Raw genomic sequence first — 22,553 nt, 5'->3', positions numbered from 1 at the left:
GCGGGGTATTCTTAGGCTTGCGGCCTGGAAGTTGTGGCCTGGGCGCCTACGCCATACACACCCTACTTCCAGGTCCAGCCCGACTCCCGGGCGATGCGTTCAGCGGTAGCGTAGTGCTCCGCCAGCTCGGCGAGCGGCAGATTGTCCTCACGAAAATCACCGAAAAGCTGCGTTGACGCGCCGGCCCTCACGCTGTCGACGATGGGCAGCTCCCGGCCCGGTTGGGTGAGGAGCCGCTGGGCCAGCGGCGTGAGCGCATATTCCATCAGCTTGAGCGCCGCCGCGGGGTGCGTGGCACGTTTGGCCATCGCAACCGCGCTGACGTTCATGTGCACGCCGCGACCGTTCTGATTCACAGCCAGAGGCTTGACCTCAGCCAGAAGCCCGGCCGCGGCTTTCCCCGCGGCCGGCACCAGCGGATCGTAGCGCTGGGCCAGGAGGCGTTCGTAGTAGTAGCTGTTGGCCAGGGTGATGTCACAGGCCCCCTCGAAGACACCCTGCAGCTGAGCCATATCCAGATCACTGGGTGGTCGGGCGAGGTTGGCGACCAGCCCTTCTGCGAAGTGTCTGGCGCCAGCTTCACCTTCAGCGGCAATCATCGAGGCCAGCAGCGATTGGACGTAGATCTTGTTCGAGGTGCGTACGCAGATCCTGCCGCGCCAGCGGGGGGCGGTCAGCGATTGGTAGCTCGTGATGTGTGAGGGATCCACCCGGGCTTTGGCGTAGTAAACCGAGCGGCTCCACTTGGCAATCGCAAACCAGAGATTGTCGGGGTGGCGAAAATGGACCGGAACCGTTTGCGTCAGGGAATCGGACGCCACCGGCGCCAAAACGTCCGCGCTAACGAGGTCGGCTAAACGCTTGGCCTCCAGCGTAAAGACGACGTCAGCTGGAGTGCCGCCGTCGATCAGGGTCTGCTTGAGGTCGTTGGCCGACAGATATTGAACTCGGACGTCAATTCCGGTCTCGGAGGCGAACACTTCGAGCAGTGGGTCGAGAGTTCCAGGATTCTGGTAGGCGAGAACGTAGAGCTCCTCAGCGAATGTCGCCTGGCTGAGACCGAAGCTCAGGAGAACGCAGAGCAACCGGTGGCGCCAACGCTGGAAAGCTGGCGTTCTTGCACATCGGCTGCGGTCAGGCGCCACGGCGTTTCTCCCAGCGGGCCCTGGCTCGCTCAGCCTCGACCTCGCGGTTCCTGGGCTCGGCGCGCGTAATCAGACCAGCGAGCAGCTGCTTTGAGGTTCGGGCGACGTCGCGCACCGCTGCGTCGAAGGCTTCCTGGTTGGCGACAGAGGGTCGAGTGCTGCCGGAGATTTTGCGAACGTACTGCAGGGCGGCAGCGTTGATCTCATCGTCGGTCGCCGGAGGTTCGAAGTTGAACAGGGTCCTGATGTTTCGGCACATGATGCGGGCCGTCCCTCGCGTGGCTTTGATGATCGTTATTATGCCCGCTGGGAAGAAACGCGGCAGAATGACAGTGATTGGCTGGGTGCTAAAAGGGGAAGCCAGGTCGGCTAAGGCCTGGTTCACACCCGAGGCTTGCCAAAGAAAGCCCATAACAAAAGTGTGAGGGGACAGGGATGATAATCGGAATCGCAGCCGCGCGTGCTGCAGCGATGACGCCAGCCATGCGGGTGTCGCGACAGTCGTTTGAGGAGCCAGACTCATGATGGGCGCGGTATCCAAAGCTGCGCTGCTCGTGGCCGCGATGGTTGGCTGCCTGCTGCTCAACGCTAACGTCGACGCACTGCTAGCGCTGGTGGGTGGAGCCGATAATCCGGCGATAAGGAAAGGGTCCGGACAGCTGTTTCTCGTCGGCGCCTGGCTCGCGGGAGCCCTCCTGGTCAATCTCGTGATTCGGGTAACCCTGTGGGAAGGGGTGGTGGGTCGCGCGCTGGGGCACGCGGTGCCGGTGCTGCTCACCCAGCTCTCTGCCGCCGTGGTGCTGTTTGTCGCCACGCTGTTCGTTGTTCACCTCGTCTTTGAAGCGAGCATTCTGGGATTCCTGACCGCCCTGGGTGCCGTCGGTGTGGTCATTGCCTTTGGGCTGCGCGGGCTGGTTTCAGATTTGTTTACGGGCCTGGCCATCAATGTCGAGCAGCCTTTCCAGATCGGCGACTGGATCGCCTTCTACGACACCCAGGGCGGCCAGCATGAGGGGCAGGTAGTGCAGATCAACTGGCGTACCACGCACCTGGTTGCGGAGAACCAAAACTATCTGGTGATCCCCAATCGGGAAATTGGCGACTCGACCGTCATCAACTACTGGAAACCCAAACGGGCCAATCGGTTTGAGCTGCGGCTGACGCTGGACTATGCGGTTGCCGTCGATGAGGCGCGCCGCATCCTGCTGGCGGCGGTCTCCGCTGTCCTGGATTCGCCGGGTTTTGACAGCGGACCCAAGCCGCAGGTGCTGGTCGACAAGCTCGACGAGGACGGCGTGAAGTACCTGGTGCGCTACTGGATCACACCCTGGGACGGTACGTCACCCTCACTGTCACGCGATGTGGTGCAGACCAGCATCATGAAACATTTGCGGCTGGCCGGCGTGACGCCCGCTTACGCCAAGCTCGAGCACTTTCAGCAGCCCAAGCCGGAGGTGCTGACCGCCGGCACGTCGGCCCATCTACCGATACGTCAGATGCTGGGACTGATGGAATTCTTCTCGCCGCTGAATGATGAGGAGCTGGATCAGGTGGTGAACAAGGGAGAGACGGCTTCCTGGCCGGCGGGCGAAACGCTGCTCACTGAGGGGGACGAAGGCGCGTCGATGTTTGTGGTGCTACAAGGACTGCTGGATGTATGGCTCCATCCCGACGGGCAGCAGGCAATCCGCGTTGGACAAATTGAAGCGGGCGAGTTCTTCGGCGAGATGTCGCTGCTGACGGGGGAACCGCGCGGTGCAACCATACGGGCCGCGACGCCGGTGTTGACGCTGGAGATCACCAAGCCGGTGATGCAGCAGCTGCTGACCGATCGGCCGGTCCTGATGGAAACAATTTCTGAGCTTGTCACCCGCCGGCAGCAGGCCACGCGTCAGGCAAAAGATCAGCAGATCAATGAGCTGGCGACCACGGACGATGGCAACGGCGCGGCTCAGCTAATCCAGAAAATCCGCGCTTTTTTTGGGCAGGGCTGAGCGCCAGGCCGGAATCGTCAGCGTGGCGGCAGGCTCCGCAGCAGCGACCGCACATTCGGATCGTCGGGAAACCGATCTGCCAGGCTCTGCGCGTAGTGGCGGGCCGCCGCCAGCTCGCCGCTGTCTCTGAGCATGGTCGCCAGCGCCCAGCCGATGTCCCGCTCGCCGGGAAACCGCTCAAAGGCATCACCCAGCAGCTTGAGCGCTTCCTGGGGCTGGCCCAGCGAATTGAGCGCGACACCCAGCACGTAAATCATTCTGGCGTTGTCGGGGGCCAGAACAACGGCTTTTTCGAGCGACGCGAGCGCCTCCTGCTGTCTGCCCTGCCGGACCAGGAACAGGCCATAGGCATGATGAATCAGCGCCAGTTTCGGCGACAGCTTCAGGGCATGAAGATAAGCCTTCTCGGCTGCGTTCATGTCCCCCAGCTCACTCTCGAACTCAGCAAGCCTGATGGCGTTGAGCGGCTGCCAGAGGCCTGCTTGGAGGCTCTCTCGGGTTTCTGCCGCCGCGTCGTCAAAGGCCGGTCGGGCGCTTTGGGGCAGTATCGATCGATAGCCGGCGAATGCCCTGGCTGCGGCGATACGGACCGCCAGGGAATTGTCCTTAAGCGCCGCCATGCCGCTGAGGCCGCGCTGCTGCGGGGGCAGTTGCAAGAGGACGTCCAGCGCCGCAATTTTTGTCAGCGGGCTGCTGCTCGCTAAGCCCTGGAATACTGAGTCGAGATGCTCGGCCGAAAGCGGCGGGGAGAGGAGCGATAGAGCGGTAGCCCGTGCGATCGGCGGGTAAGTCTCCTCACGGGCGGCAGCCACGAGTAGGCTGTTTGCCTGACCTGCCCGCCCGGCGGCAATCGCCTGCCCATAGTGTCCTGGCTGATCGCCCGCGCCCGGGATGCGGAAGCTGTGGTCGCGCCGGGAATCGACGCCCATGTAGGTTCGTGCGGGCATGTGGCAGTCGACGCAGCGATCGGGCGAAATGCCGGCGTTCGGCGCGTGCTCCTCGCTGGCAAACACTGCCGGCGCGTGGCACTGGCTGCAGACGCCGCTCGGGCTGCCGGCGGTTTTGAGTTCGCCGTTATGGGGATTGTGGCAGTTGGTGCACGTCACACCTGCCGCGTACATCGCACTCTGTTTGAAAGAGCCGTAGACATAAACCTCGTCCAGGATGCGGCCGTCCGCGTGATACAGCCCCTCTTCCAGCAGCGCGGGCCTATGGGTAGCGGTGAGCGGCTGATCGAAGCGGTAGGTCTCGGTAAGAACGCTACGCCGGGCGTGACACCGGCCGCATGATTCGGTCTGCTGGCGTCTTTGGACCGGCATGCTGCGCCGGGCGATCCCATCTTCGGTGTTGAGGATCCAGCCGGCGTCACCCTGATCATCAAGGTCGACCGCCAAGCCTCGATCCTCATCAAAGCGACTCTGCCGGGCCTGGTCGATATGCGCTGAGCCCGGGCCGTGACACGCCTCGCAGCCAACCGAAACCTCGGAAAAGCGGGTGTCGAAACGGTCGGTTTCCGGGCGATAGCCCACCGTCAGGTTGGTGGAATGGCATTCGGCGCACATGCCGTTCCAGTTGGCGTTGGGTCCCAGCCAGTGCAGCTCGTCGCCAGGCGGCGTCGCCTCGTCGGGATACAGGTGATACCAGCGCTGGCCGCCATCGACTTCCGGTCGGCTGTCCCAGGCGACGGTCAGGGCCTGCTTTCTGCCCCGGGGGGCCTTCAGCAGGTACTGTTGCAGCGGGTAGATGCCGAAGGTGTGAGTGACCTCATGGCGCTGCGTTGGCGAGTTGTCGGTGGCGCTATACACCCAAAATTTTCCGTCGCTTTGCTCAAAGCGAAAGCGCTCATCGAAGTGCTTAAAGCGTTGGCCGGAGAAGTCTCCCAGCACCGTTTCCGGTGTTGCCGGCTGCATGGCAGCGTGATGATGCGATTCCTGCCAGGCTTCGAAAGCGGTCTCGTGGCACGACTCGCAGCGCTGGCTGCCGACAAATTCGGCCCCAAGCGAACCGCTGGCTAGCGTCAGCCCAAGGGCAAAAGCGAGGAACAAGGACGGCAGGTCGAAGCGACCCCGACGACTGAGATTGTTAGCTAGACAGGACAGGCTGCGGTGACTGTTCAGGCCGAAGCTGATCGATCATCTCCAGCAATGCCTCAACGGGCTGGGCCCCGCTCATGCCGGTTTTTTGATCAAAGATAAACGTCGGGACTCCGGAGATACCGATCTGCCGTGCCTGCTGGTCTAGCGCCCTGACGCGATCGATCAGCGCGGTGTCTTCCAGGTGGCTTTTTGCTGTCGTCTCGTCCATGTCGATCGTCGCCGAAAGTTCCAGCAGCGTCTGCTCATCGCCAATGTCGCGGGCATCGACGAAAAACGCCTTCAGCAGCGCTTCCTTGAGCGCGTTTTGCCTGTCCCACTGACCGTCCAGCGCATGCAGCAACGCATGGCCGCGTAAGGTGTTTGGCTGGCGCTTGATTTCGCCGAAGGCAAACGGAATATCCAGCATCTCACCCACCTTCTTCAGCCGATCGACCATGTCGCGGATCCGTTCCGAATCGCCAAATTTCTTTTTCCAGTGCGTCTCCCGGTCAACCCCTTCAACAGGCATATTCGGGTTCAGCTGAAACGGCTGCCAGTGACAGTCGAAGGCCACGTCAGGGCGCTGCTGCATGGCAGCTTCCAGATGCCGTTTCCCGACGTAACACCAGGGGCAAACGGTATCTGAGACGATATCAACGCGTAATGGAGCACTCATCAAGCTGGCGGGGAAATGATTGTCGGCTAGGGAGCAACAAGTCTCGCGGCAATCGACCACAAAAGCAAAGCCGAAGCCTGGCAAATACCGGCAATGGAGGGTCGCGGATTAGAAGGTCAGGGTGAACACGGCGCCGCCCTCGGGCGCCCGCGAATGCTGAACAAAGCCCCCGTGGGCGGTCATCACCTGTCGGGCCAGGGCGAGGCCCACGCCGGATCCGTCGCTCCGCGTCGTGAAAAACGGAACAAACACCTTCTGCGCGAGTTCTTCGGGGACGCCGGGTCCGTTGTCGGACACCTCGATAGCCACGTTGCCTCGACGGTTGAGGGATCCGCTGAGCCTGATGGTCGGCCGGTCCACACCGGCAGTCGCCTGCCGCGCATTGCGCAGCATGTTGAGCAGCACCGGCTCCAGCAGCACACGGTCGGCCTGCACCTCAAGCCCCGGCGGCTCGACTGACACGTCGATATCCGGGCCGTCTTCGCCGCCCTCGGCCAGGGCCAGCGGCCGCACCGAATCGAACAGGTCGGCGACCGAGACCCGTTCTTTCTCCGCCGGAGCCAGGCGCGACACCTCGCGATAGTTCTCCACGAATTGCACCAGACTGTCGGAGCGCCGCGCCACGGTTGCGACCGCATCACGCAGATCCATGAGATCCTCATACAGCTCGGATTGGTTGTCCGCCCTGGTCAGCACGTCGGAAACCAGATCGTTCGCCGTGGATGCCAGCGAGGTGATGGGCGTAATCGAATTCATGATCTCGTGGGTCAGAACGTTGACCAGGTCCTGCCAGGCCTCCGCCTGGTTCGTGTTCAGCTCGCTTTGGATATCCTGCAGCGAGATCAGTCGCTGCCGCTCTCCGGCGACCACAATTTCGGTTGTGGCGAGGGCCAGCCGGTAGTCGACACCCTCCACGGCAAACGACACCAGTTCGCGCTTGCCCGGAACGGCCTCCTCAACGGCTTTTCGAAAGCCTGACCCGAACTGGCTCAGGTCCGTGATCCGCGTGACCTGAGCGGCACCAAACAGGCGTCTCGCCGCATTGTTTTGCAGCGTGATGCCGCGTTCCGACTTGATGGTGAGCAGCGGAACGGGGATGTGGTCGATCAGGGCCCGGAGACGGCGTAGCTCGGTCTCCCGATCTTCTCGCTGGGCGAAAATGCGGTCGAGGATATCGGTGAAAGTCTGGGACAGTTCGCCGAAGCCGGTGCCAATGTCGTTGAGCTGAAAGCGCTGGGAATAGTCGGCATAACGAGCCGCATCGAGAAACCGGGCCACTTCCCGATTGGTGCGGCCCACAAACCACCAAAGCTCCGCCGAGGCGAGCCCCGTTACCCCCAGCGCGATAGCGGTGGCGCTGTGCAGCCCGGGCTGCATCAACAGCCAGAGGCTGATGCCGATGGCAACCGCCACCACTATCAGCCGCAGCGCAAGAAACAGCGAGTAGCGTCTATAGACCATGCTTTTCCATGCGTCGGTAAAGAGACGCGCGAGTCAGACCCAGCTCCCGGGCTGCGCGGGAGATGTTGAAGCTATGTTTTCTCAGGGCCCGCTGAACCGTTTCCTTTTCCAGTTCGTCCAGATTGAGCTCGTCATCTTCCTTCGGCTCCGGGATGGGCTCTTGCCGCACGGGCAGATCGTCCGGCTGGATCACGCGATCGCCGGCGAGGATGACCGCTCGCTCCACGGCGTGACGAAGCGCACGCACGTTGCCGGGCCAGGGGTCCTCCTGAAGGATGGTCTGCGCCTGTGTCGAAAATGTCGTGATGTCTCGGTTATAGCGACGCGCGTAGTGCGACAGATAATGCTCGGCGATCGGCAAAATGTCAGACGGCCGTTCCCGGAGCGGCGGCACGGTCACCTCGACGGTATTCAGCCGAAACAGCAGGTCCTGGCGGAACCGGCTTTCGTCGTGCAGCTCAGCCGACGACAGATTGGTGGCCGCAATGACCCGGACGTCGACCGGCTGGGAGTGGTCGCTTCCGACCGGCGTCACCTTCCTCTGCTCCAACGCGCTCAGCAGCTTGGCTTGAAGCGTCAGCGGGAGATTGCCGACCTCGTCGAGAAACAGGGTGCCGCCGCTGGCGGCTTGGAAACGCCCGAGCCGGTCGCTCGTGGCGCCAGTGAAGGCCCCCTTTTTGTGACCAAACAGCTCCGACTCAAAGAGCGATTCGCTGATCGATCCCAGATCGACGGCCATAAACACCTGCTCTGCGCGGTCGGACAACCGGTGAAGCTCGCGTGCGATGAGCTCTTTGCCCGTGCCGTTTTCGCCCAAAATTAAAACATTGGCGTCGGTGGGCGCGGCCCGTTCGACCACCCAGAGCACGGATCGAAGCGCCGGGGAGTCGCCAATGATGGTCTGGGGTTTGACCGTGGCGTCGGTCAGGGCGCGATTCGCCTGGCGTAGTGACTCCGTTTCCGCCTGGCTTCGGTGGAGTTTCACGGCGGCTGAAAGCGTCGCGACCACCTTTTCGTTTTGCCAGGGCTTGGCCACAAAATCGGTGGCGCCCAGCTTCATTGCCTCGACCGCGTTATCCACGTTTCCGTGAGCGGTGATCATCACCACCACCAGCTTGGGATCCAGCTCCTGAATGCGCGACAGCCATGTCAGGCCCTGCTGCCCACTCGATTCGCCCGGTCCAAAGTTCATGTCCAGCAAAACTGCGTTGAACCCGTGGTTCTTGAGCAAGTCGGGAATCTGGGTTGGTTCGCTGCAGGTCACCACCTCGGCGAAATGGCGCCGAAGCAGCAACCGTCCCGCCGTGAGGATGTCCTCGTCGTCGTCCACGATCAGAATTGAGCCGATTTTGTCCATCAAGTCCCTTCCTAATACTGTCCGAAATCGTACACAAGAGTGGCCGCAGGCGTACAGGTTTGTTCGAGGCGTCCTATGATGATCTTTATAAAACAATAAGTTAGGTCCTGGCACGGGCTTTGCTTTCAAATAATAAGAACTAACCGACGGGAAACAACTTGACCACAATCAGCCACATTGCCGATTCGCCGGGCCCGGCGTCCGTGAGCATCTCAGGTCAAGGTATGGACCGGGTGGTCGCCCCAAAGACATCAAAGCTGAAGGTGCTGGGCTACGGCGCCGCCGTGGCCGGCGTCCTGGCCTTTGCCTGGTGGCTGGTGGGCGTAGTCACTGGGGGGCGTAGCCTCAGCGTCGATACCGGGCGGGTGATGATCTCGCCGGTGACTGTCGGGACGTTCGAGGACTTCATTCCGCTCCGCGGGCGACTGGTGCCTCGCAGCACCATTTATCTCGACGCGATTGAGGGTGGCCGGGTCGAGCGTGTGCTGGTCGAAGATGGGACGTTGGTTAGAGCGGGACAGCCTATCGCTGAGCTGTCTAACACCAACCTCCAGCTGGAAGTGCTCAGCCGCGACGCTGCTGTCACTGAGCAGCTTAACAACATGCGCACCATCGAGCTGCAGCTCGAGCAAAACCGGCTCAACCACAAGCGAAACCTGGTGGAAATCGACTACCAGATTGTGCGGCTGGGGCGGAGCATAGAGCGGCAGGAGGATCTGGTGACTAAAAGTCTGGTTTCCCAATCCACGCTCGACGATCTTCAAGACGAGCTGACCTATTTTGAGAATCGCCGGGCGGTGACGCTGGAGAGCCAGGCGACGGACGCACGCCTTCAGGAGCAGCAGCTGGCTCAGCTCAAGGAGTCGGGCCAGTCCTTGAAGGCCAGCCTCGACTTTGCCCGCAAAAATCTCGACGACCTTCGAGTTCGGGCGCCGGTCGACGGCAAGCTCTCGGGCTTCAACATCGAAATTGGCCAGTCAATCGCCCGGGGCGGTCGGCTCGGACAGATAGACGATCCCGATTCCTTCAAGGTCAACGCTCGCATTGATGAGTTCTATCTTTCGCGCGTAGATCTGGAGCAGGTGGCGATTGTGGACCACAACAATCGCGAATATGGCCTGGGGATTGCGAAGATCTATCCACAGGTGAACAACGGCCAGTTTGAGGTTGATATGACCTTCAACGAAGAGCCCACCGGGCTGCGGCGCGGGCAGACGCTGCAGCTGCGTCTCACGCTGGGGGACAACTCCGAGGCACTGCTGATCCCCAACGGGTCTTTCTACCAGGAGACCGGCGGAAGCTGGGTCTTTGTCGTGTCGCCGGACAAAAGTGAGGCGGTGCGCCGCAGCGTCAGGCTCGGCCGTCGCAACACCGATTTTATTGAGGTCCTCGACGGGCTGGAGGCCGGTGAGCGTGTCGTCACCTCGCCTTACACCAGCTACGTCGACATGGATCGCCTGACTCTCAACTAAGGGAAACGCTAATGCTTAAGCTCCACGACCTCTACAAGATTTACCGCACGGATGAGGTGGAAACCGTCGCCCTGAACGGCGTCAACATCGAGATTGATCAGGGCGATTTTGTGGCCATCATGGGTCCGTCAGGCTGCGGCAAGTCGACGCTCCTGAATATCATCGGGCTGCTGGACAACCCCTCGAGTGGTGACTACTTCTTTTTTGACGAAAACGTTGCCGGCTATAACGAGTCGAAGCGCAGCGATATCCGCAAGCGCAACATCGGGTTCATCTTCCAGAGCTTCAACCTGATCGACGAGCTCAACGTGGCGGAAAATATCGAGCTGGCCTTGCTGTATCAGAAGATTCCCGCCGCCGAGCGCCGCCGTCGGGTGAATGAGGCGATGGACCGCATGGGTATCGGCCACCGGGCGAAGCACATGCCGGGTCAGCTTTCCGGGGGCCAGCAGCAGCGGGTGGCGGTGGCCCGCGCGGTGGTGGTCAACCAGTCGTTGATTCTGGCCGACGAGCCCACCGGCAACCTCGACTCCGCCCATGGTCAAGAGGTGATGGAGCTGCTGCGTTCCCTCAACAGCGAGGGCACCACGATTGTGATGGTGACGCACTCTGCAACCCACGCCGACTACGCCAAGCGAACCGTGAACTTGTTTGATGGCCACGTCGTGACCGACGCCATGCGCGCCGCCTAATCGCGCTGTAAGGCCAGTAGCAAACGTCACAGAGTTAAAGGATACCGCCTGATGGTACTGAACAACTTCAAAATCGCTTTCAGAAACCTGCGCAAGCACAAGCTGTTTGCGGCGATCAACATTATTGGCCTGGCGCTGGGCATGGCTGTCTACCTGCTCGCCGGCCTGATCGCGCGCTATGAGAGCAACCACGACGCGTTTTTTGTCAACGCTGAGCGGATTTACACGCTTGGCATCAACGCTGCACCGGGGCTGAACGTTGGCATCAGCAAGCTCAACGTCGTCAATTCGGCCGTCGGGCCGATTCTGGAGGCAGAGCATGGTGAGGACGTCGATGCCGTCGCCCGAACGCTGGGTTATGAATTTCTGGTGTCAGAAGGGGCGGACGGGTTTTACGAGCGTGTCACCTTCACAGATCCGTCGCTGCTTGAGATTTTTGACTTTACCTACCTTGGCGGTGACGCCAATGCGCTGAAAAGCGCCACGGGTTTGGTTCTCAATCGCAGCACCGCCATGCGGTATTTCGGTACGGTTGATGCGGTCGGGAAGGTGCTGACGTTCGATAATCAGTACGACTTCTCCGTGCAGGCCGTCATCGAAGACGTTCCGCGCAACTCCCACTTCAACTCCTCCCTGATCATGGAGGGGGAGCTCAATGTGATTGCGCCGATCGCGGCACTCTCACCTTTGCGGGACTTCGACGTTGCGGGCGAATGGAACAACCTGTCGCTGGGCAACATGACTTACGTGATGCTGCCGCCCTCGCTTGATGGCGACTGGCTCCAGGCGCAGATGGACAGAATCTACGCCACGCTTATGCCCGAGGACCAGAGCGAGGTTATCGCCAGTTTCTATGTCGACCCGCTGCAGCGCGCGAACCTGGCGATCTGGGACGCGATCGGGATGCCGGTGATCACCGTGATACAGCTACTCGGATTAATGGTGCTGATTGTCGCGTGCGTTAACTACACCAACCTGGCCACCGCGCAGTCTCTCGGCCGCACTCGAGAGGTCGGCATGCGAAAAACCATGGGGGCAGATCAGCGGCAGCTGCTCATACAATTCCTGGTTGAGAGCCTGGTCATTGCCGCGATTGCCATGTTTGTTGCCGTGGCGTGTCTGGAACTCGCCATCCCGATTTTCAACAACCTCACCAACAAGGTGATGGCTCTCAACTACCTTCAAACCTTGCCCTGGCTGGTTACGACGACGGTCCTGGTTGGCCTGGCAGCCGGTTTGTATCCCGCTTGGCTGATTACGCGAACCAGCCCCATTGAAGCCCTGCGCGATCTCGCTCGAAAAGGCCGCAAGGGAGCCGCGATGCGCTCCACCATGATCGGCCTGCAGTTTGGCATTTCCGCTTTTATGCTGGCACTAGTCGCCATCGTTTACGTGCAGAACGAGAAGGTGAAGGAAGGCAGCTACATCTTCCCGCGCGATGAGGTCTATACCCTGTCCCGGCTGGGTGTCGACGAGATTGCGCCGAGGCTCGATACGCTGAAAAACGAGCTGGAGGCGCTGCCAGGAGTCGCCGCCGTTGGGTTTTCATCCCAGATACCCTTCGAGCAAAGCAACTCGCAGCGAGATTACGCGTCGAAGCCTGGGGACGAGGCCAGCGAGTTCCGCGTCAACGTGTTGCGGATGAGCCCAGGTTTTCTTCCCGTCTACGACATCCCGCTTCTGGCAGGACGTAATCTCGATCGTGACATCGCCGGGGACGTGCTGGTTAGCGATGAAACCGAGGTGCTGAACGTGCTGGTCAACGAGCTGACGCTGGAGCGGATGGGCATCACGTCACCAGAAGCGGGTGTTGGGCAGCGTCTTTACCGGCCGGGTGAAGAGGGTACGCTGCGTGAACTGATGATCGTCGGGGTGCTGCCGACACAAAACATCCTGGGTCTCTTCAACCAGGAAAAACCCTGGGTCTTTCTCTACTCGCCGCCGTCGCTGATCACCGGCTCGCTGAGGATTACAGGCGGAGATATGCTGGGGACCATCAGCCAGGTAGAAGATGTTTGGAAAAGAGTGATCCCGGAATACCCCATGCAGGGCAGCTTTCTGAACGAGACGTTTGACGAGGTTTACGACGTCCTCAAGTATATGAATTCAGCGCTTGCCGGATTTGCCGCGGTGGCGCTGGCGCTGGCCATGATCGGGCTGTTTGGTCTGGCGGCGTTTATGGCGGCCCAGCGAACCAAAGAAATCGGCGTACGGAAGGTTTTGGGCGCCAGCTCCCTCCAGATCGCGGGGCTGCTGGTGTGGCAGTTTTCCAAGCCGGTGCTCTGGGCGCTGGCGGTGGCGCTGCCAGCGGCATTCTTCGCGACCAAGATTTACCTCAATTTCTTTGCCGATCGGATCGAATCGCCAATTCTGCTGCTCGCGGCCGCTGGCGCAACAGCCGTTGTGCTCGCCTGGGCAACGATCGCGGGCCACGCCTGGCGCATTGCCCGAGCCAATCCGATCAGGGCGTTGCGCTACGAGTAGTCGGCCAACTGAGCCGTTCGGGTCACTTGTGAGTGAGGTGCCAGTGCTTCGCCCCGGCAACTCACTCGTTTTGTCTCAGGGCGTAAACAAAGCGACCAGCTCCGCCCGACCGCTGGCGCGAGCCAGGTCGACCGGGCTCGCGCCTTCCTTGTTCAGCATCGAGATATCGGCGCCCGCCTGAATCAGCGCAGCGGTTATGTCGACCAGCCCGTGGTTGACGGCAATATGCAGCGGCGATCCGAAGTGATCTTTGGCGTTGACGTTGGCGCCGCTGCGGATCAGCAGCAGCGCCAGTTCACTCTGCTTGTTGAACACGGCGTTGGACAGCGGCGTTGTGCCATTGATGTCCAGCGCCTCGAGATTCAGCTTCAGCGGGAGCAGCAGTTCACCCATCTCGGCGGTTGTCGCCACGTGCCACAGCGTCCAGTCCCACTCATTCTTCACCCGGGGGTCGGCGCCGGCCGCCAGCAGCTGCTTGGCCACGTCGAGTCGATTACGCTGGACGGCCGTATAGAGCGCCGTATCGCCGCCCGAGTCGGCCGTAGCCAGGTCGGCGCCCGCATTCAGGACCATCGTTACAATTTCCGGATTGCCTACTGATGCCGCCAGCGTGCCCGCATCGTTGTCGTTGTCGCTCCGTGCGTTGACGTCCGCTCCGGCCTGGATCAGGCGGTCGACCATCGCCACATGACGACCCAGAATCGCCGAATGCAGCGGCGTGAAACCAGCGATATCGGGTGCATCGACCGCAGCGCCACGGGCCAGCAGCACTTCGGCAACCTCCATCGAGTTCTGGTCCGCAGCCAGGTAAAAAGGCGTGCGCTTGTTGGCGTTGCGAGCCTCCAGCGCGGCCCCCTGGTCCAGCAGAAACTGCGCGGAGAGAGTTTTGTTGCCCAAGGCGGCGATATGCAGGGGTGTCCGGTCGTATTTGTCCCGCACGTCTACGTCAAACCCCTGCGTCAGCAGCTTGGCCATTTGAGCCGTGTCCTCGCTACGAGCCGCGTCATGCATCGGCGTCCAGCCATTCTTATGCCGCTCTCCTGAAGCACCCTGACCCTCCAGCCAGTCGGCAAAGGCGACCTGATTGCCTCGCGCCGCCATATTGAGCGGCGTCTGTCCTCCACGGGTGGTCGCAGCAGGGTCCGCGCCGGCGTCCAGCAAAATCTGTGCGACCTCGATATGCCCGTACCGGGCCGCGCCGTGAAGCGCCGTCTTGTCATTTTTGCTGCCCCCATTGACGTCTGCGCCCGCCGCCAGCAGCGCCTTTGCCACCTCCAAAAAGTTGAACTGTGCAGCGATGTAAAGCGGCGTGCGCCCGTCCCGAATCGCCTTGTCCGGATCCGCCCCGAGCTCGAGCAGCAGCGATACGCGATCAATCTCGTTCCGAGACGCCGCGCCGGCCAGCCGCGTCCAGTCGCCGCGCCAGGCGTTGATCGTGTCACCGGCAACCGCGAGCACCCGAGCGGCCTCGAGCTGGGACTTACTTAGGGCCAAATCCAGCGCGGTGGAGTCTTTCCGGGTCTCATTGTTCGGATCAGCCCCGGCCGCCAGCAGCGCTTCAATCACCACTACGTGACCATTCTGGGCGGCCATATGCATCGGCGTCCACCAGTCGTCTTCCGTGGCGTCGACGTCGGCGCCGGCGTCGATCAGTGTTGTAACCACTTCGGCATGGCCGTTAAAGGCGGCGGTATGCAGCGGCGTCCACCAGCTCTTGGTTTTGTAATCGACGGCCTTGCTGTTGATGCGCAGCACCTGCTGTACTTGTTTGAGGTCACCCGCTTTGGCGGCGCTGTAAAGCTTCTTGCCGTATTTCGAAGCTTCGGCGGGTAAAGCGACCAGGAGCAGGGCGGTGATGAACAGGAAAAGGGCGTTTCGCATCGAGATTCCTTCCGTGCATTGTCGTGTGACTCACCTTATTGAATGCCGTTGCGGGGCAAACCGCACAACGGTTCTGAAGAAACTTGTTTGGCCTTCCAGCGGCGGGCTATTTGACGATTAGGGCCCTGCCCGTGCGCATATGAGCAAGCGGGGGTTCCTCCCAGGGCATGGTCCGCCAGCAGGGCCGATGCCTACGATTGTGTCCTAGCTTCCGTAACGCTGAGGACCCGACCATGCCCAAACCCACGCGCCTTCGATCGCCGTCTCTGGCTGCCGGCACGCGCGCCGCGCTGTGCGTGTCCGCCGCGCTCCTGATATCGGTCCCAGCGCCCGCGATGGCGCAGCTGGAAGAGATTGTCGTGACGGCCCAGAAACGGGAAGAGGGCCTCCAGGAGACCTCGATTGCCGTCACCGCCTTCACAGCGGGAGCCCTGGAGAACAAGAACATCGTCGATATCTCTGAGCTGGCGAACTTCACGCCCAACCTGGTTTTCGACACCACCTCGCCGGTCAGCGGATTGTCTTCAGGTGCCGTGATTTTCATCCGCGGCATCGGCAATACAGACTTCAGTCTGACCACCGACCCGGGTGTGGGGACCTATATCGACGGCGTTTACGTGTCACGTTCGGCCGGCGGGGTGTTCGACGTGCTGGACGTTGAGCGCATCGAGGTTTTGCGTGGGCCGCAGGGCACGCTTTTCGGTCGCAACACGATCGGCGGCGCCATGGACATCACGTCTCGCCGCCCGGGTCGCGAACTCAGCGGGACGCTGTCGGCAACCGCGGGCAACTTTTCGCGGCTCGATCTGCGGGGCTCCATCGACGTGCCGATCTCCGACAAGCTGCTGACGAGTTTTGTGCTCTCCAGTAAAACCGCTGACGGCTACGTGGACCGGTTGCTGGTTGGTGGCGAGCTGGGTGACCAAGATCGCCAGGCGTTTCGCGCCAAGGCGGTCTATGAAGCCACCGATCGACTGGATTTTCAGGTGACCTATGACTACAGCAAGATTGATGAAAACAGTGCGGCATCGGTCATTCTCGGGTTCACGCCTGGTGCAAGCACCATCGGCTATGACCTTTTTCGCGCAGCATTTGATCCATCCCTGCCGCCCTTGACCGATTTTTTGGTGAATCCGGAGGACGACGTCAGTTTCACCACCGGCCCCACGGGGACCGAGCTGGATCTGCATGGCTTTTCTTTCACGGCGAACTACGCGGGCGACAGCTGGGCGCTGAAGTACATCGGCGGCTATCGGGACACCGACGGTGCCTTTAATCGCGATCCTGACAATACGCCGCTGGCGATCACGCATACGTTCAACGACAACTACGAGCACGAACAGACCAGCCATGAGCTTCAGCTAACCGGCACCGTCGGTGATCGATTCCAGTACATCGCCGGTGCGTACTATTTTGAAGAAGAGGGTACGGACGACGTTTTTGTTCCGATCTTTCTGCCGAACGTTGACGATCCGGCCAACCCCTTTGGGTTCCCGGCGGCGGTCAACAACTTCGCAACCGTGGATAACTCGAGTGACGCCTTCTTCCTGCAGGGCACCTGGGACGCCACCGAGACCGTGTCGCTGACGGCCGGCATTCGCCGCACCTCGGATGACAAAGGTTTTGTCTACACCCAGTACATCGCGGCCGACATCGACGGCAATCCACTGCCGGTTCCGGCGGCGGCGGTGAACGAAGATGGCGTTTTGACGCCGGGGCTGCTCCCGATTGTTGGCAACGGGAGCGGCAGCGAATCGATTTCCTTCGATGAGACCACCATACGGCTGGGCATTGACTGGCAGGCGCAGGAAGACACGCTGGTGTACTACAACTATTCCGAAGGTTTCAAAAGCGGTGGCTTTGTCCTTCGCTATGTCGAGGCTCGACCGGCGCCGCTCACCTTTGACCCGGAGTTTGTTGAGTCACACGAAATCGGATTGAAGTGGCAGGGTTTTGACGACCGGGTTCGGATCAATACCGCTATCTTTTCGATGGATTATCAGGACGCCCAGGTAACCTTTTTTGACAACCTTGGTGGGCCCATTACCGCCAACGCCGGAACGGTCGACATCACGGGTCTTGAGCTTGAGGTGACCGCGCTGGTGACCGACAACCTGCTGCTGGAGCTCGGCTACGGCTACACCGACGCTGAATATGATTCCATTCGGCCCATCTCTGGGCTGTCGCTGACAATCGACGAAAGCGCCGAACTGGTCAACACACCGGAAAACTCGCTCCAGCTTGGCGCCGAGTACTCGTGGCCTCTTGCTGCCGGCGGGGACCTCACCTTCCGGGCTGACTACATCTACACCGACGACATTTTCAACGATTCGCAGAACTCGCCGTTTCTCTTTCAGGACTCCTACAACGTCACCAACCTCGCGGTCGCTTACACCTCCAGTGACGAAACCTGGAGCTTGACGGGGTTCGTAAAGAACGCGGGCGACGAGCGCTTCATCACCAGCGGTGATTCCAATTTTGGCCTCGGGTTTCATGAAGGCAATCTGAATCGTCCGCGTGAGTACGGCGTACGTTTGAACTACAACTTCAACTGAGGCAAGTGTCATGTTTGAAAGGTTCGTTGTATTTCAGCGCGTGTCCACAAGGCCCTGGAGTCAGGCGCGAACCGCCGGCCAGGGTGGTTCCCTGGCCAAGGCTCGCAACGCCGCTCCAGGCCTTGTGGTGCGCGCCCGAAGGGAGCCCCCTTGGGCGCCAATAACGGCGTTGCATCGCTTGCCAAGGGCTACGGCCATGGTTGGCGCGATGCGCCTTGTTCTTGGCGCCCAACGGGGCTCTGAAACGCAACGAACCTTTCAAACAGGACACTAGCGACCATGGGTGACACATCTTCGAACTGTAAGGTAGCGGCGGTGCAGGCGGCACCGGTTTTCATGGACTTGTCGGCCACCGTGGAAAAAACCTGTGGCCTGATCAAGAGCGCGGCGGAGCAGGGCTGCGATCTGGTCGCCTTCCCCGAGACCTGGATTCCGGGCTATCCGTGGTTTATCTGGCTGAACGCCCCTGCGCTGAACATGAAGTATTTTGGCCAATATCACGAAAACTCGCTGGTGCCGGACAGCGAGGCGTATCGGGCCATCGCTCGCTGTGCCCGCGACCACAATATCTACGTGTCGATTGGTGCGAGTGAACGCGACCACGGGTCGCTGTATATCGCCCAGTTTCTCTTCGGGCGCGACGGCGAGACGCTCAGCGCTCGGCGCAAGCTTAAGCCAACCCACGTTGAGCGAACCGTTTACGGCGACGGCGACGGGTCGGATCTGAAGGTGGCTGAAACCGATATCGGCATCGTCGGCCAGCTGGCGTGCTGGGAGCACCTCCAGCCGCTGAGCCGCTACGCGATGTTCAGTCTGCACGAACAGATTCACGTGGCCGCCTGGCCCTCGTTCAGCATGTATCCCGACGCCTACTCCTTGGGTCCGGTGCTGAACAACGCCGCGTCGCAGATGTATGCCGCTGAAGGACAGTGTTTTGTGGTTGCGCCCTGCGGCGTCATCTCTCAGGAGATGATCGACCTGCTGGTGGAGAACGAAACACACGCCGCGCTGATTCAGAAGGGTGGTGGCTATGCGCGGATCTTTGGCCCCGACGGGGCGCCGCTCGGAGAGACGCTGGACCCGGAGGCGGAAGGGCTGGTGGTTGCGGAGATCGATCTGGGGGCAATTACGATCGCCAAATGTTTTGCGGACCCGGTGGGGCACTACTCCCGACCTGACGCCACCGCGCTGCTGTGGAATCGTCAGGCACAGACGCCGGCGCGAGCGATGGCGTCGACGCCGACGGCTGCCACGCCACCCCCGGAAGGTTCCGAAGACATCCATGCTGAGGACGGCGTCGAAGCCGCCGCCTCCTGAGCGTTGTGGTGGTCAGCAGCGCCTTTCAGACATACGATGGGTCCGGCAACCGTCACACCGGGATTCCCGATGCCATGAAGTTTGTGATCCGCAACGGCTATCAGAGGGACGTCGGCGACCTCCGAGGCAAGTCGCGCTGGGAATACTGGTGCGATGTCGTCAACCACGAGTTTGTGAATCTGGACTGCAGCGAGGTGCCGGGCCAGGAGCGCGGTGATTTTGACGGTGTGCTGCGAGGTGGTATCGGCGTTGGGCAGGTTCATTTCTCTGAGGTGATCGCCATGCCTCAGCTGGTGCGTCGGTCGCGCCAGCGCATCGCCCGGGCGACCAAAGACGACTTTCTGATCAGCTTCCAGCTCGAGCGGGAGTGTGTGGTCAGCCAGTCAGGTCGTGAGGCGCTGCTCAAGCCGGGGACGTTTGCGCTCTACGACAGCGCGTCGGAATACTCGCTGGCGTTTGCCAAACCATTCCACCAGTTTGTGCTGCAGATGCCCCGCGAGATTCTCTCGCGGCATCTTATGGAACCCGAGAAATACACCGCTATTCCGATTTCCGCCGATGAGGGGATGGGGCTTATCCTCAAGAATTTTCTTTACTCCCTGGTCGGTGAGTTGAGTAGCCGGGACGAGCCGATCAACGACCAGCTCTCAGACAACTTGGTCAATATGATTGCGCTGACCTTCAGCTCTTCGGTCATCACCAGCAAGCTGGTGGAAACCGACTGCGTGCGCGAGGCGTTGCTCAGACGCGTGCGTCAGTTCATCGACAACAACCTGTTTGATCCGGGACTCAACAACAAGCGTGTTGCTGAATCGCAGCATATCTCGGTGCGGTATCTGCACAAGCTGTTTGCCGAAGAGCCACAGACGGTTCATGAAATGATCATGAGCAAGCGTCTCGATGCGGCGCGATCGATCCTCGAGGACGACCGCATTCGTAGGCCGTCGATGGAGAGCCTGGCTCACCACGTGGGTCTTTCCAGCGCTGCCCATTTTTCCCGTGCCTTCAAGCGCCGCTTTGGCCTCAATCCCAGCGACGTTGCGCCGGAACGCGGAACTGTCGACCCTGAAGAGTGATCTCCCATGAGTGAATCGACCGAGTCGCGAGAAGCGTCTTACCCGCTGAATATGCCGGTGGATTGGGAGCCTCCCTATCCTTCGTTTATGTCCGAGTTCCATGAAAGCAAACACGTTGTTGTCATGTGCCTGATCGGCTGCCAGTTTGACAACGGCGCACGGGATGCGGCCCTGGAGATGGTCCAGGGTATCCGCACGATGATGCTCGAGAGCGGTGAGGCCGCTTACGTGGATCTATCGGAGTGTGACGCTGATAGCGCCGGGCGTTGCCAGCTCGTGGCGACCGGGTATTGGTTCGATCCGGCGCTGCTCCAGCAGCTTTTTGGCTCGGACGAGTTTGAAAGTTTTTGGCAGAGTCACTCCGATTCCCAGCGAGGCTATGGCGTGTTTCGGGAGGTGTTCAACTTTCCGATGAGCCGTTTTGAAACGCTGCACTCCGGGCCCGATCACCTGGTGGGGATCGCCAACGTGCGTGACGGCATTACCGATCCGATTCCCCAGCACGCCTACTGGGGCAGCATGCGAGACCGGATACCGGACGCGGTAAGAGACCGCTTCGAAGCGCAATCCCAGGTTGAGGTGCTGGAGCAAAATGATCATTCGGTCACGGTCCGGCCCAACCTCAATCTCGCGATCATCCGCTCCGGCCAGGACATTACCGACGCTGCTGGGCAGGAGCGCGAGCAGTATCTCGATGATGTCGAACCGACGCTGGTCAGCGGCATGAACTTCCTGCGGGATGAGGGTGAGGAGGTCCGCTGCTATGACTGCCGCTTCCTGCGGTTTGTCGACGAACAGGGAGAGGCGCTGGACCACACCTACGGATACGCCTACTTTCAATCATTGGAGGAGCTCGAAAAATGGGCGGAACACCATCCGTCGCACAAAGCCATTTTCGGATCGTTTCTCGAGTTTGCACCGAAGTATGGCGACAATATGCGCTCGCGTTTCTGGCATGAAGTGGCGGTGCTGCCGGCGAGCAATCAGTTTGCACAATACGTGAACTGCGCCCCAGGGACTGGCTTGCTGAGGGGTCTAACCAACCTCTGGCCCGCCGACTGACGGCCGGCGCAAAGGCGACGCTGTCGATAAAACCTTGTATGGTTTCAGACAAGCAAGGGGAGCCTGTTGGGCTTGGAGGGGCGTATGTTCCGACGAATCGGAGCGGTTTTGGGCGTCGTCGTCGCGGCCACCGCCGCCGGGGAGGAATCGGCCGGCCACGCGCCCCACTACGTTGAGTACGGCCCGCACCACCTTTCCTTATTCACGGGTGTTACCGATATCAGCGGCAAGGATACTGCGTTTACGCTCGGCCTGGATTATGAGTACCGCCTAAACGATAGACTGGGTATCGGCACGGTGGTTGAAGAAGCGTTTGGCGATATCGACGCGACCACTATCCTCGCAGTCGCCGACATCCATTTGGGTCACGGCGCTTTGATCATGCAGGTTGGACCAGGGGTTGAGATCCTCGACGACAAAGAGCTGTTCGTCGCCCGTGTCGGCATGCTCTATGAGTTTGAGCGAGGCGCCTACACGATCTCGCCCCAGCTTCACTACGACTACCACGACGGCGGCAAGGACGCGCTGGTCCTCGGCCTGGCCTTTGGCATGTCTTTTTAATCGGTATTGGAAAATCACTGAACGATGATCGAAACCGAACGCCTGATTCTTCGAGAGATTGACCCCGAGCAGGATTTCGGTGCCTGGGCACGGGCGGTGGCAGATGCCGATACCGTTCGCTATCTCGGCACCGAGCCGCTGGATCGGGCTAAGGCGTGGCGCCAGATGGCCATGGTCATGGGGCATTGGCAGATTCGAGGCTTTGGCTTTTTCTCCGTCATCGAAAAGGCAACCGGGGCCTGGGTAGGCCGCACGGGGCCCTGGAATCCCGAGGGCTGGCCAGAGCCTGAGGTGGGGTGGCTGACCTCGCCGGATCACCTGAGGCAAGGCTTTGCCCGTGAAGCCGCGCAAGCCAGCGTTAACTATGCATTCAACACGCTGGGGTGGGAGCGGGTGATCCACGTGATTCTTGATGGCAACAAGGCGAGCATGGCAACCGCGGAGAGCATTGGATCGCGCTACCTGCGAACCTGTGAGGGGCTCGCTGGCGTGACCGACGGGACCATCCACATCTACGGGCAGGAAAACCCCAGGTCGGCTTGAAAGGCGGTGATTAGCGAATCGATTTGCCGCAGGCTTGCGCCGGTCTCAGTGAGGGGTTTCGTGCAGGAAGCCTTGAGTCCAGTCATGCAAAACGTTCACGCGCTGCGACCTATTGTGGTTGCCTCGCGTTCTCCGCTTTCGGTTTGACCACAAGCCTAAGTCGAGACGCCTGTAGCGACGCCAAGCTGATGGAAGGGCTGGC

At 60.8% G+C, this 22,553-nt stretch carries 17 protein-coding genes; 10 read left to right on the top strand and 7 right to left on the bottom strand.

Annotated features, from left to right (window positions below; all coding sequences use genetic code 11):
• Nucleotides 1–62: 62 nt before the first annotated feature.
• Nucleotides 63–1,085 carry an extracellular solute-binding protein gene (locus AAF358_04130; protein ID MEM7704714.1) on the bottom strand — a complete coding sequence of 341 codons (1,023 nt, stop codon included), beginning with the start codon at nt 1,083–1,085 and terminating at the stop codon, nt 63–65.
• A 49-nt stretch (nt 1,086–1,134) separates the two neighbouring features.
• A complete protein-coding gene (locus AAF358_04125) occupies nt 1,135–1,404 on the bottom strand; it encodes a DUF2277 domain-containing protein (protein MEM7704713.1) in 270 nt (89 codons plus the stop codon).
• Nucleotides 1,405–1,666: 262 nt separating this feature from the next.
• On the opposite strand from AAF358_04125, the gene AAF358_04120 reads away from it, so the two are divergent.
• Nucleotides 1,667–3,139 (top strand): mechanosensitive ion channel family protein, encoded by a 1,473-nt coding sequence (locus tag AAF358_04120; protein ID MEM7704712.1) that lies wholly within the window; start codon nt 1,667–1,669, stop codon nt 3,137–3,139.
• A 17-nt stretch (nt 3,140–3,156) separates the two neighbouring features.
• Here the strand turns inward: AAF358_04120 and AAF358_04115 are convergent, their stop codons facing one another.
• The 4 genes from AAF358_04115 to AAF358_04100 all read right to left on the bottom strand — a co-directional run bounded on the left by AAF358_04115 (nt 3,157) and on the right by AAF358_04100 (nt 8,708).
• Nucleotides 3,157–5,184 carry a tetratricopeptide repeat protein gene (locus tag AAF358_04115; protein ID MEM7704711.1) on the bottom strand — a complete coding sequence of 676 codons (2,028 nt, stop codon included), beginning with the start codon at nt 5,182–5,184 and terminating at the stop codon, nt 3,157–3,159.
• Between the two features lie 37 nt (nt 5,185–5,221).
• Complete coding sequence (locus AAF358_04110) at nt 5,222–5,890, bottom strand: DsbA family oxidoreductase (protein ID MEM7704710.1); 669 nt, start codon at nt 5,888–5,890, stop codon at nt 5,222–5,224.
• A 108-nt stretch (nt 5,891–5,998) separates the two neighbouring features.
• Nucleotides 5,999–7,351, bottom strand: a complete 1,353-nt coding sequence (locus tag AAF358_04105) for an ATP-binding protein (GenBank protein ID MEM7704709.1) — start codon at nt 7,349–7,351, stop codon at nt 5,999–6,001.
• Complete coding sequence (locus AAF358_04100) at nt 7,341–8,708, bottom strand: sigma-54 dependent transcriptional regulator (GenBank protein ID MEM7704708.1); 1,368 nt, start codon at nt 8,706–8,708, stop codon at nt 7,341–7,343. The genes AAF358_04105 and AAF358_04100 overlap by 11 nt, the downstream gene beginning before the upstream one ends.
• 158 nt (nt 8,709–8,866) lie before the next feature.
• Between AAF358_04100 and AAF358_04095 the strand changes: the two genes are divergently transcribed.
• Genes AAF358_04095 through AAF358_04085 form a run of 3 tightly spaced genes read left to right on the top strand, consistent with a single transcriptional unit; the run spans nt 8,867 to nt 13,356 of the window.
• Nucleotides 8,867–10,180 carry an efflux RND transporter periplasmic adaptor subunit gene (locus AAF358_04095; GenBank protein MEM7704707.1) on the top strand — a complete coding sequence of 438 codons (1,314 nt, stop codon included), beginning with the start codon at nt 8,867–8,869 and terminating at the stop codon, nt 10,178–10,180.
• A gap of 11 nt (nt 10,181–10,191) precedes the next feature.
• Nucleotides 10,192–10,872, top strand: coding sequence for an ABC transporter ATP-binding protein (locus tag AAF358_04090; GenBank protein MEM7704706.1), 681 nt, complete (start codon nt 10,192–10,194; stop codon nt 10,870–10,872).
• 51 nt (nt 10,873–10,923) lie between these two features.
• Nucleotides 10,924–13,356 carry an FtsX-like permease family protein gene (locus AAF358_04085; protein ID MEM7704705.1) on the top strand — a complete coding sequence of 811 codons (2,433 nt, stop codon included), beginning with the start codon at nt 10,924–10,926 and terminating at the stop codon, nt 13,354–13,356.
• A 75-nt stretch (nt 13,357–13,431) separates the two neighbouring features.
• Here AAF358_04085 and AAF358_04080 read toward each other — a convergent pair whose 3' ends face one another.
• The gene (locus AAF358_04080) at nt 13,432–15,237 is read right to left on the bottom strand and encodes an ankyrin repeat domain-containing protein (protein ID MEM7704704.1); all 1,806 of its coding nucleotides are present in this window, start codon (nt 15,235–15,237) and stop codon (nt 13,432–13,434) included.
• A gap of 233 nt (nt 15,238–15,470) precedes the next feature.
• On the opposite strand from AAF358_04080, the gene AAF358_04075 reads away from it, so the two are divergent.
• From AAF358_04075 to AAF358_04050, 6 genes are all read left to right on the top strand, one after another.
• Nucleotides 15,471–17,792: a TonB-dependent receptor gene (locus AAF358_04075; protein ID MEM7704703.1), complete on the top strand. Its 2,322-nt coding sequence runs from the start codon at nt 15,471–15,473 to the stop codon at nt 17,790–17,792.
• A 279-nt stretch (nt 17,793–18,071) separates the two neighbouring features.
• Complete coding sequence (locus AAF358_04070) at nt 18,072–19,109, top strand: carbon-nitrogen hydrolase family protein (GenBank protein ID MEM7704702.1); 1,038 nt, start codon at nt 18,072–18,074, stop codon at nt 19,107–19,109.
• 74 nt (nt 19,110–19,183) lie between these two features.
• Nucleotides 19,184–20,185, top strand: coding sequence for a helix-turn-helix domain-containing protein (locus tag AAF358_04065; GenBank protein MEM7704701.1), 1,002 nt, complete (start codon nt 19,184–19,186; stop codon nt 20,183–20,185).
• A 6-nt stretch (nt 20,186–20,191) separates the two neighbouring features.
• Entirely contained in the window at nt 20,192–21,247 is a 1,056-nt protein-coding gene (locus AAF358_04060) for a phenylacetaldoxime dehydratase family protein (GenBank protein ID MEM7704700.1), read from the top strand.
• Between the two features lie 84 nt (nt 21,248–21,331).
• Complete coding sequence (locus AAF358_04055) at nt 21,332–21,808, top strand: hypothetical protein (GenBank protein ID MEM7704699.1); 477 nt, start codon at nt 21,332–21,334, stop codon at nt 21,806–21,808.
• A 24-nt stretch (nt 21,809–21,832) separates the two neighbouring features.
• Entirely contained in the window at nt 21,833–22,351 is a 519-nt protein-coding gene (locus AAF358_04050; protein MEM7704698.1) for a GNAT family N-acetyltransferase, read from the top strand.
• The last annotated feature ends 202 nt before the right edge of the window (nt 22,352–22,553 follow it).

The organism is Pseudomonadota bacterium (assembly GCA_039033415.1).
Classification (GTDB): Bacteria; Pseudomonadota; Gammaproteobacteria; order Xanthomonadales; family SZUA-38; genus JANQOZ01.
Note: the sequence above shows the minus strand (reverse complement) of the source record. Positions and strands in the feature narration are given on the sequence as shown.

Coding starts and splice junctions, on each gene's coding strand:
- AAF358_04125 (MEM7704713.1), bottom strand. CDS start 1,404: ATGTGCCGAAACATCAGGACCCTGTTCAACTTCGAACCTCCGGCGACC.
- AAF358_04120 (MEM7704712.1), top strand. CDS start 1,667: ATGATGGGCGCGGTATCCAAAGCTGCGCTGCTCGTGGCCGCGATGGTT.
- AAF358_04110 (MEM7704710.1), bottom strand. CDS start 5,890: ATGAGTGCTCCATTACGCGTTGATATCGTCTCAGATACCGTTTGCCCC.
- AAF358_04105 (MEM7704709.1), bottom strand. CDS start 7,351: ATGGTCTATAGACGCTACTCGCTGTTTCTTGCGCTGCGGCTGATAGTG.
- AAF358_04100 (MEM7704708.1), bottom strand. CDS start 8,708: ATGGACAAAATCGGCTCAATTCTGATCGTGGACGACGACGAGGACATC.
- AAF358_04090 (MEM7704706.1), top strand. CDS start 10,192: ATGCTTAAGCTCCACGACCTCTACAAGATTTACCGCACGGATGAGGTG.
- AAF358_04085 (MEM7704705.1), top strand. CDS start 10,924: ATGGTACTGAACAACTTCAAAATCGCTTTCAGAAACCTGCGCAAGCAC.
- AAF358_04080 (MEM7704704.1), bottom strand. CDS start 15,237: ATGCGAAACGCCCTTTTCCTGTTCATCACCGCCCTGCTCCTGGTCGCT.
- AAF358_04075 (MEM7704703.1), top strand. CDS start 15,471: ATGCCCAAACCCACGCGCCTTCGATCGCCGTCTCTGGCTGCCGGCACG.
- AAF358_04070 (MEM7704702.1), top strand. CDS start 18,072: ATGGGTGACACATCTTCGAACTGTAAGGTAGCGGCGGTGCAGGCGGCA.
- AAF358_04065 (MEM7704701.1), top strand. CDS start 19,184: ATGAAGTTTGTGATCCGCAACGGCTATCAGAGGGACGTCGGCGACCTC.
- AAF358_04060 (MEM7704700.1), top strand. CDS start 20,192: ATGAGTGAATCGACCGAGTCGCGAGAAGCGTCTTACCCGCTGAATATG.
- AAF358_04055 (MEM7704699.1), top strand. CDS start 21,332: ATGTTCCGACGAATCGGAGCGGTTTTGGGCGTCGTCGTCGCGGCCACC.
- AAF358_04050 (MEM7704698.1), top strand. CDS start 21,833: ATGATCGAAACCGAACGCCTGATTCTTCGAGAGATTGACCCCGAGCAG.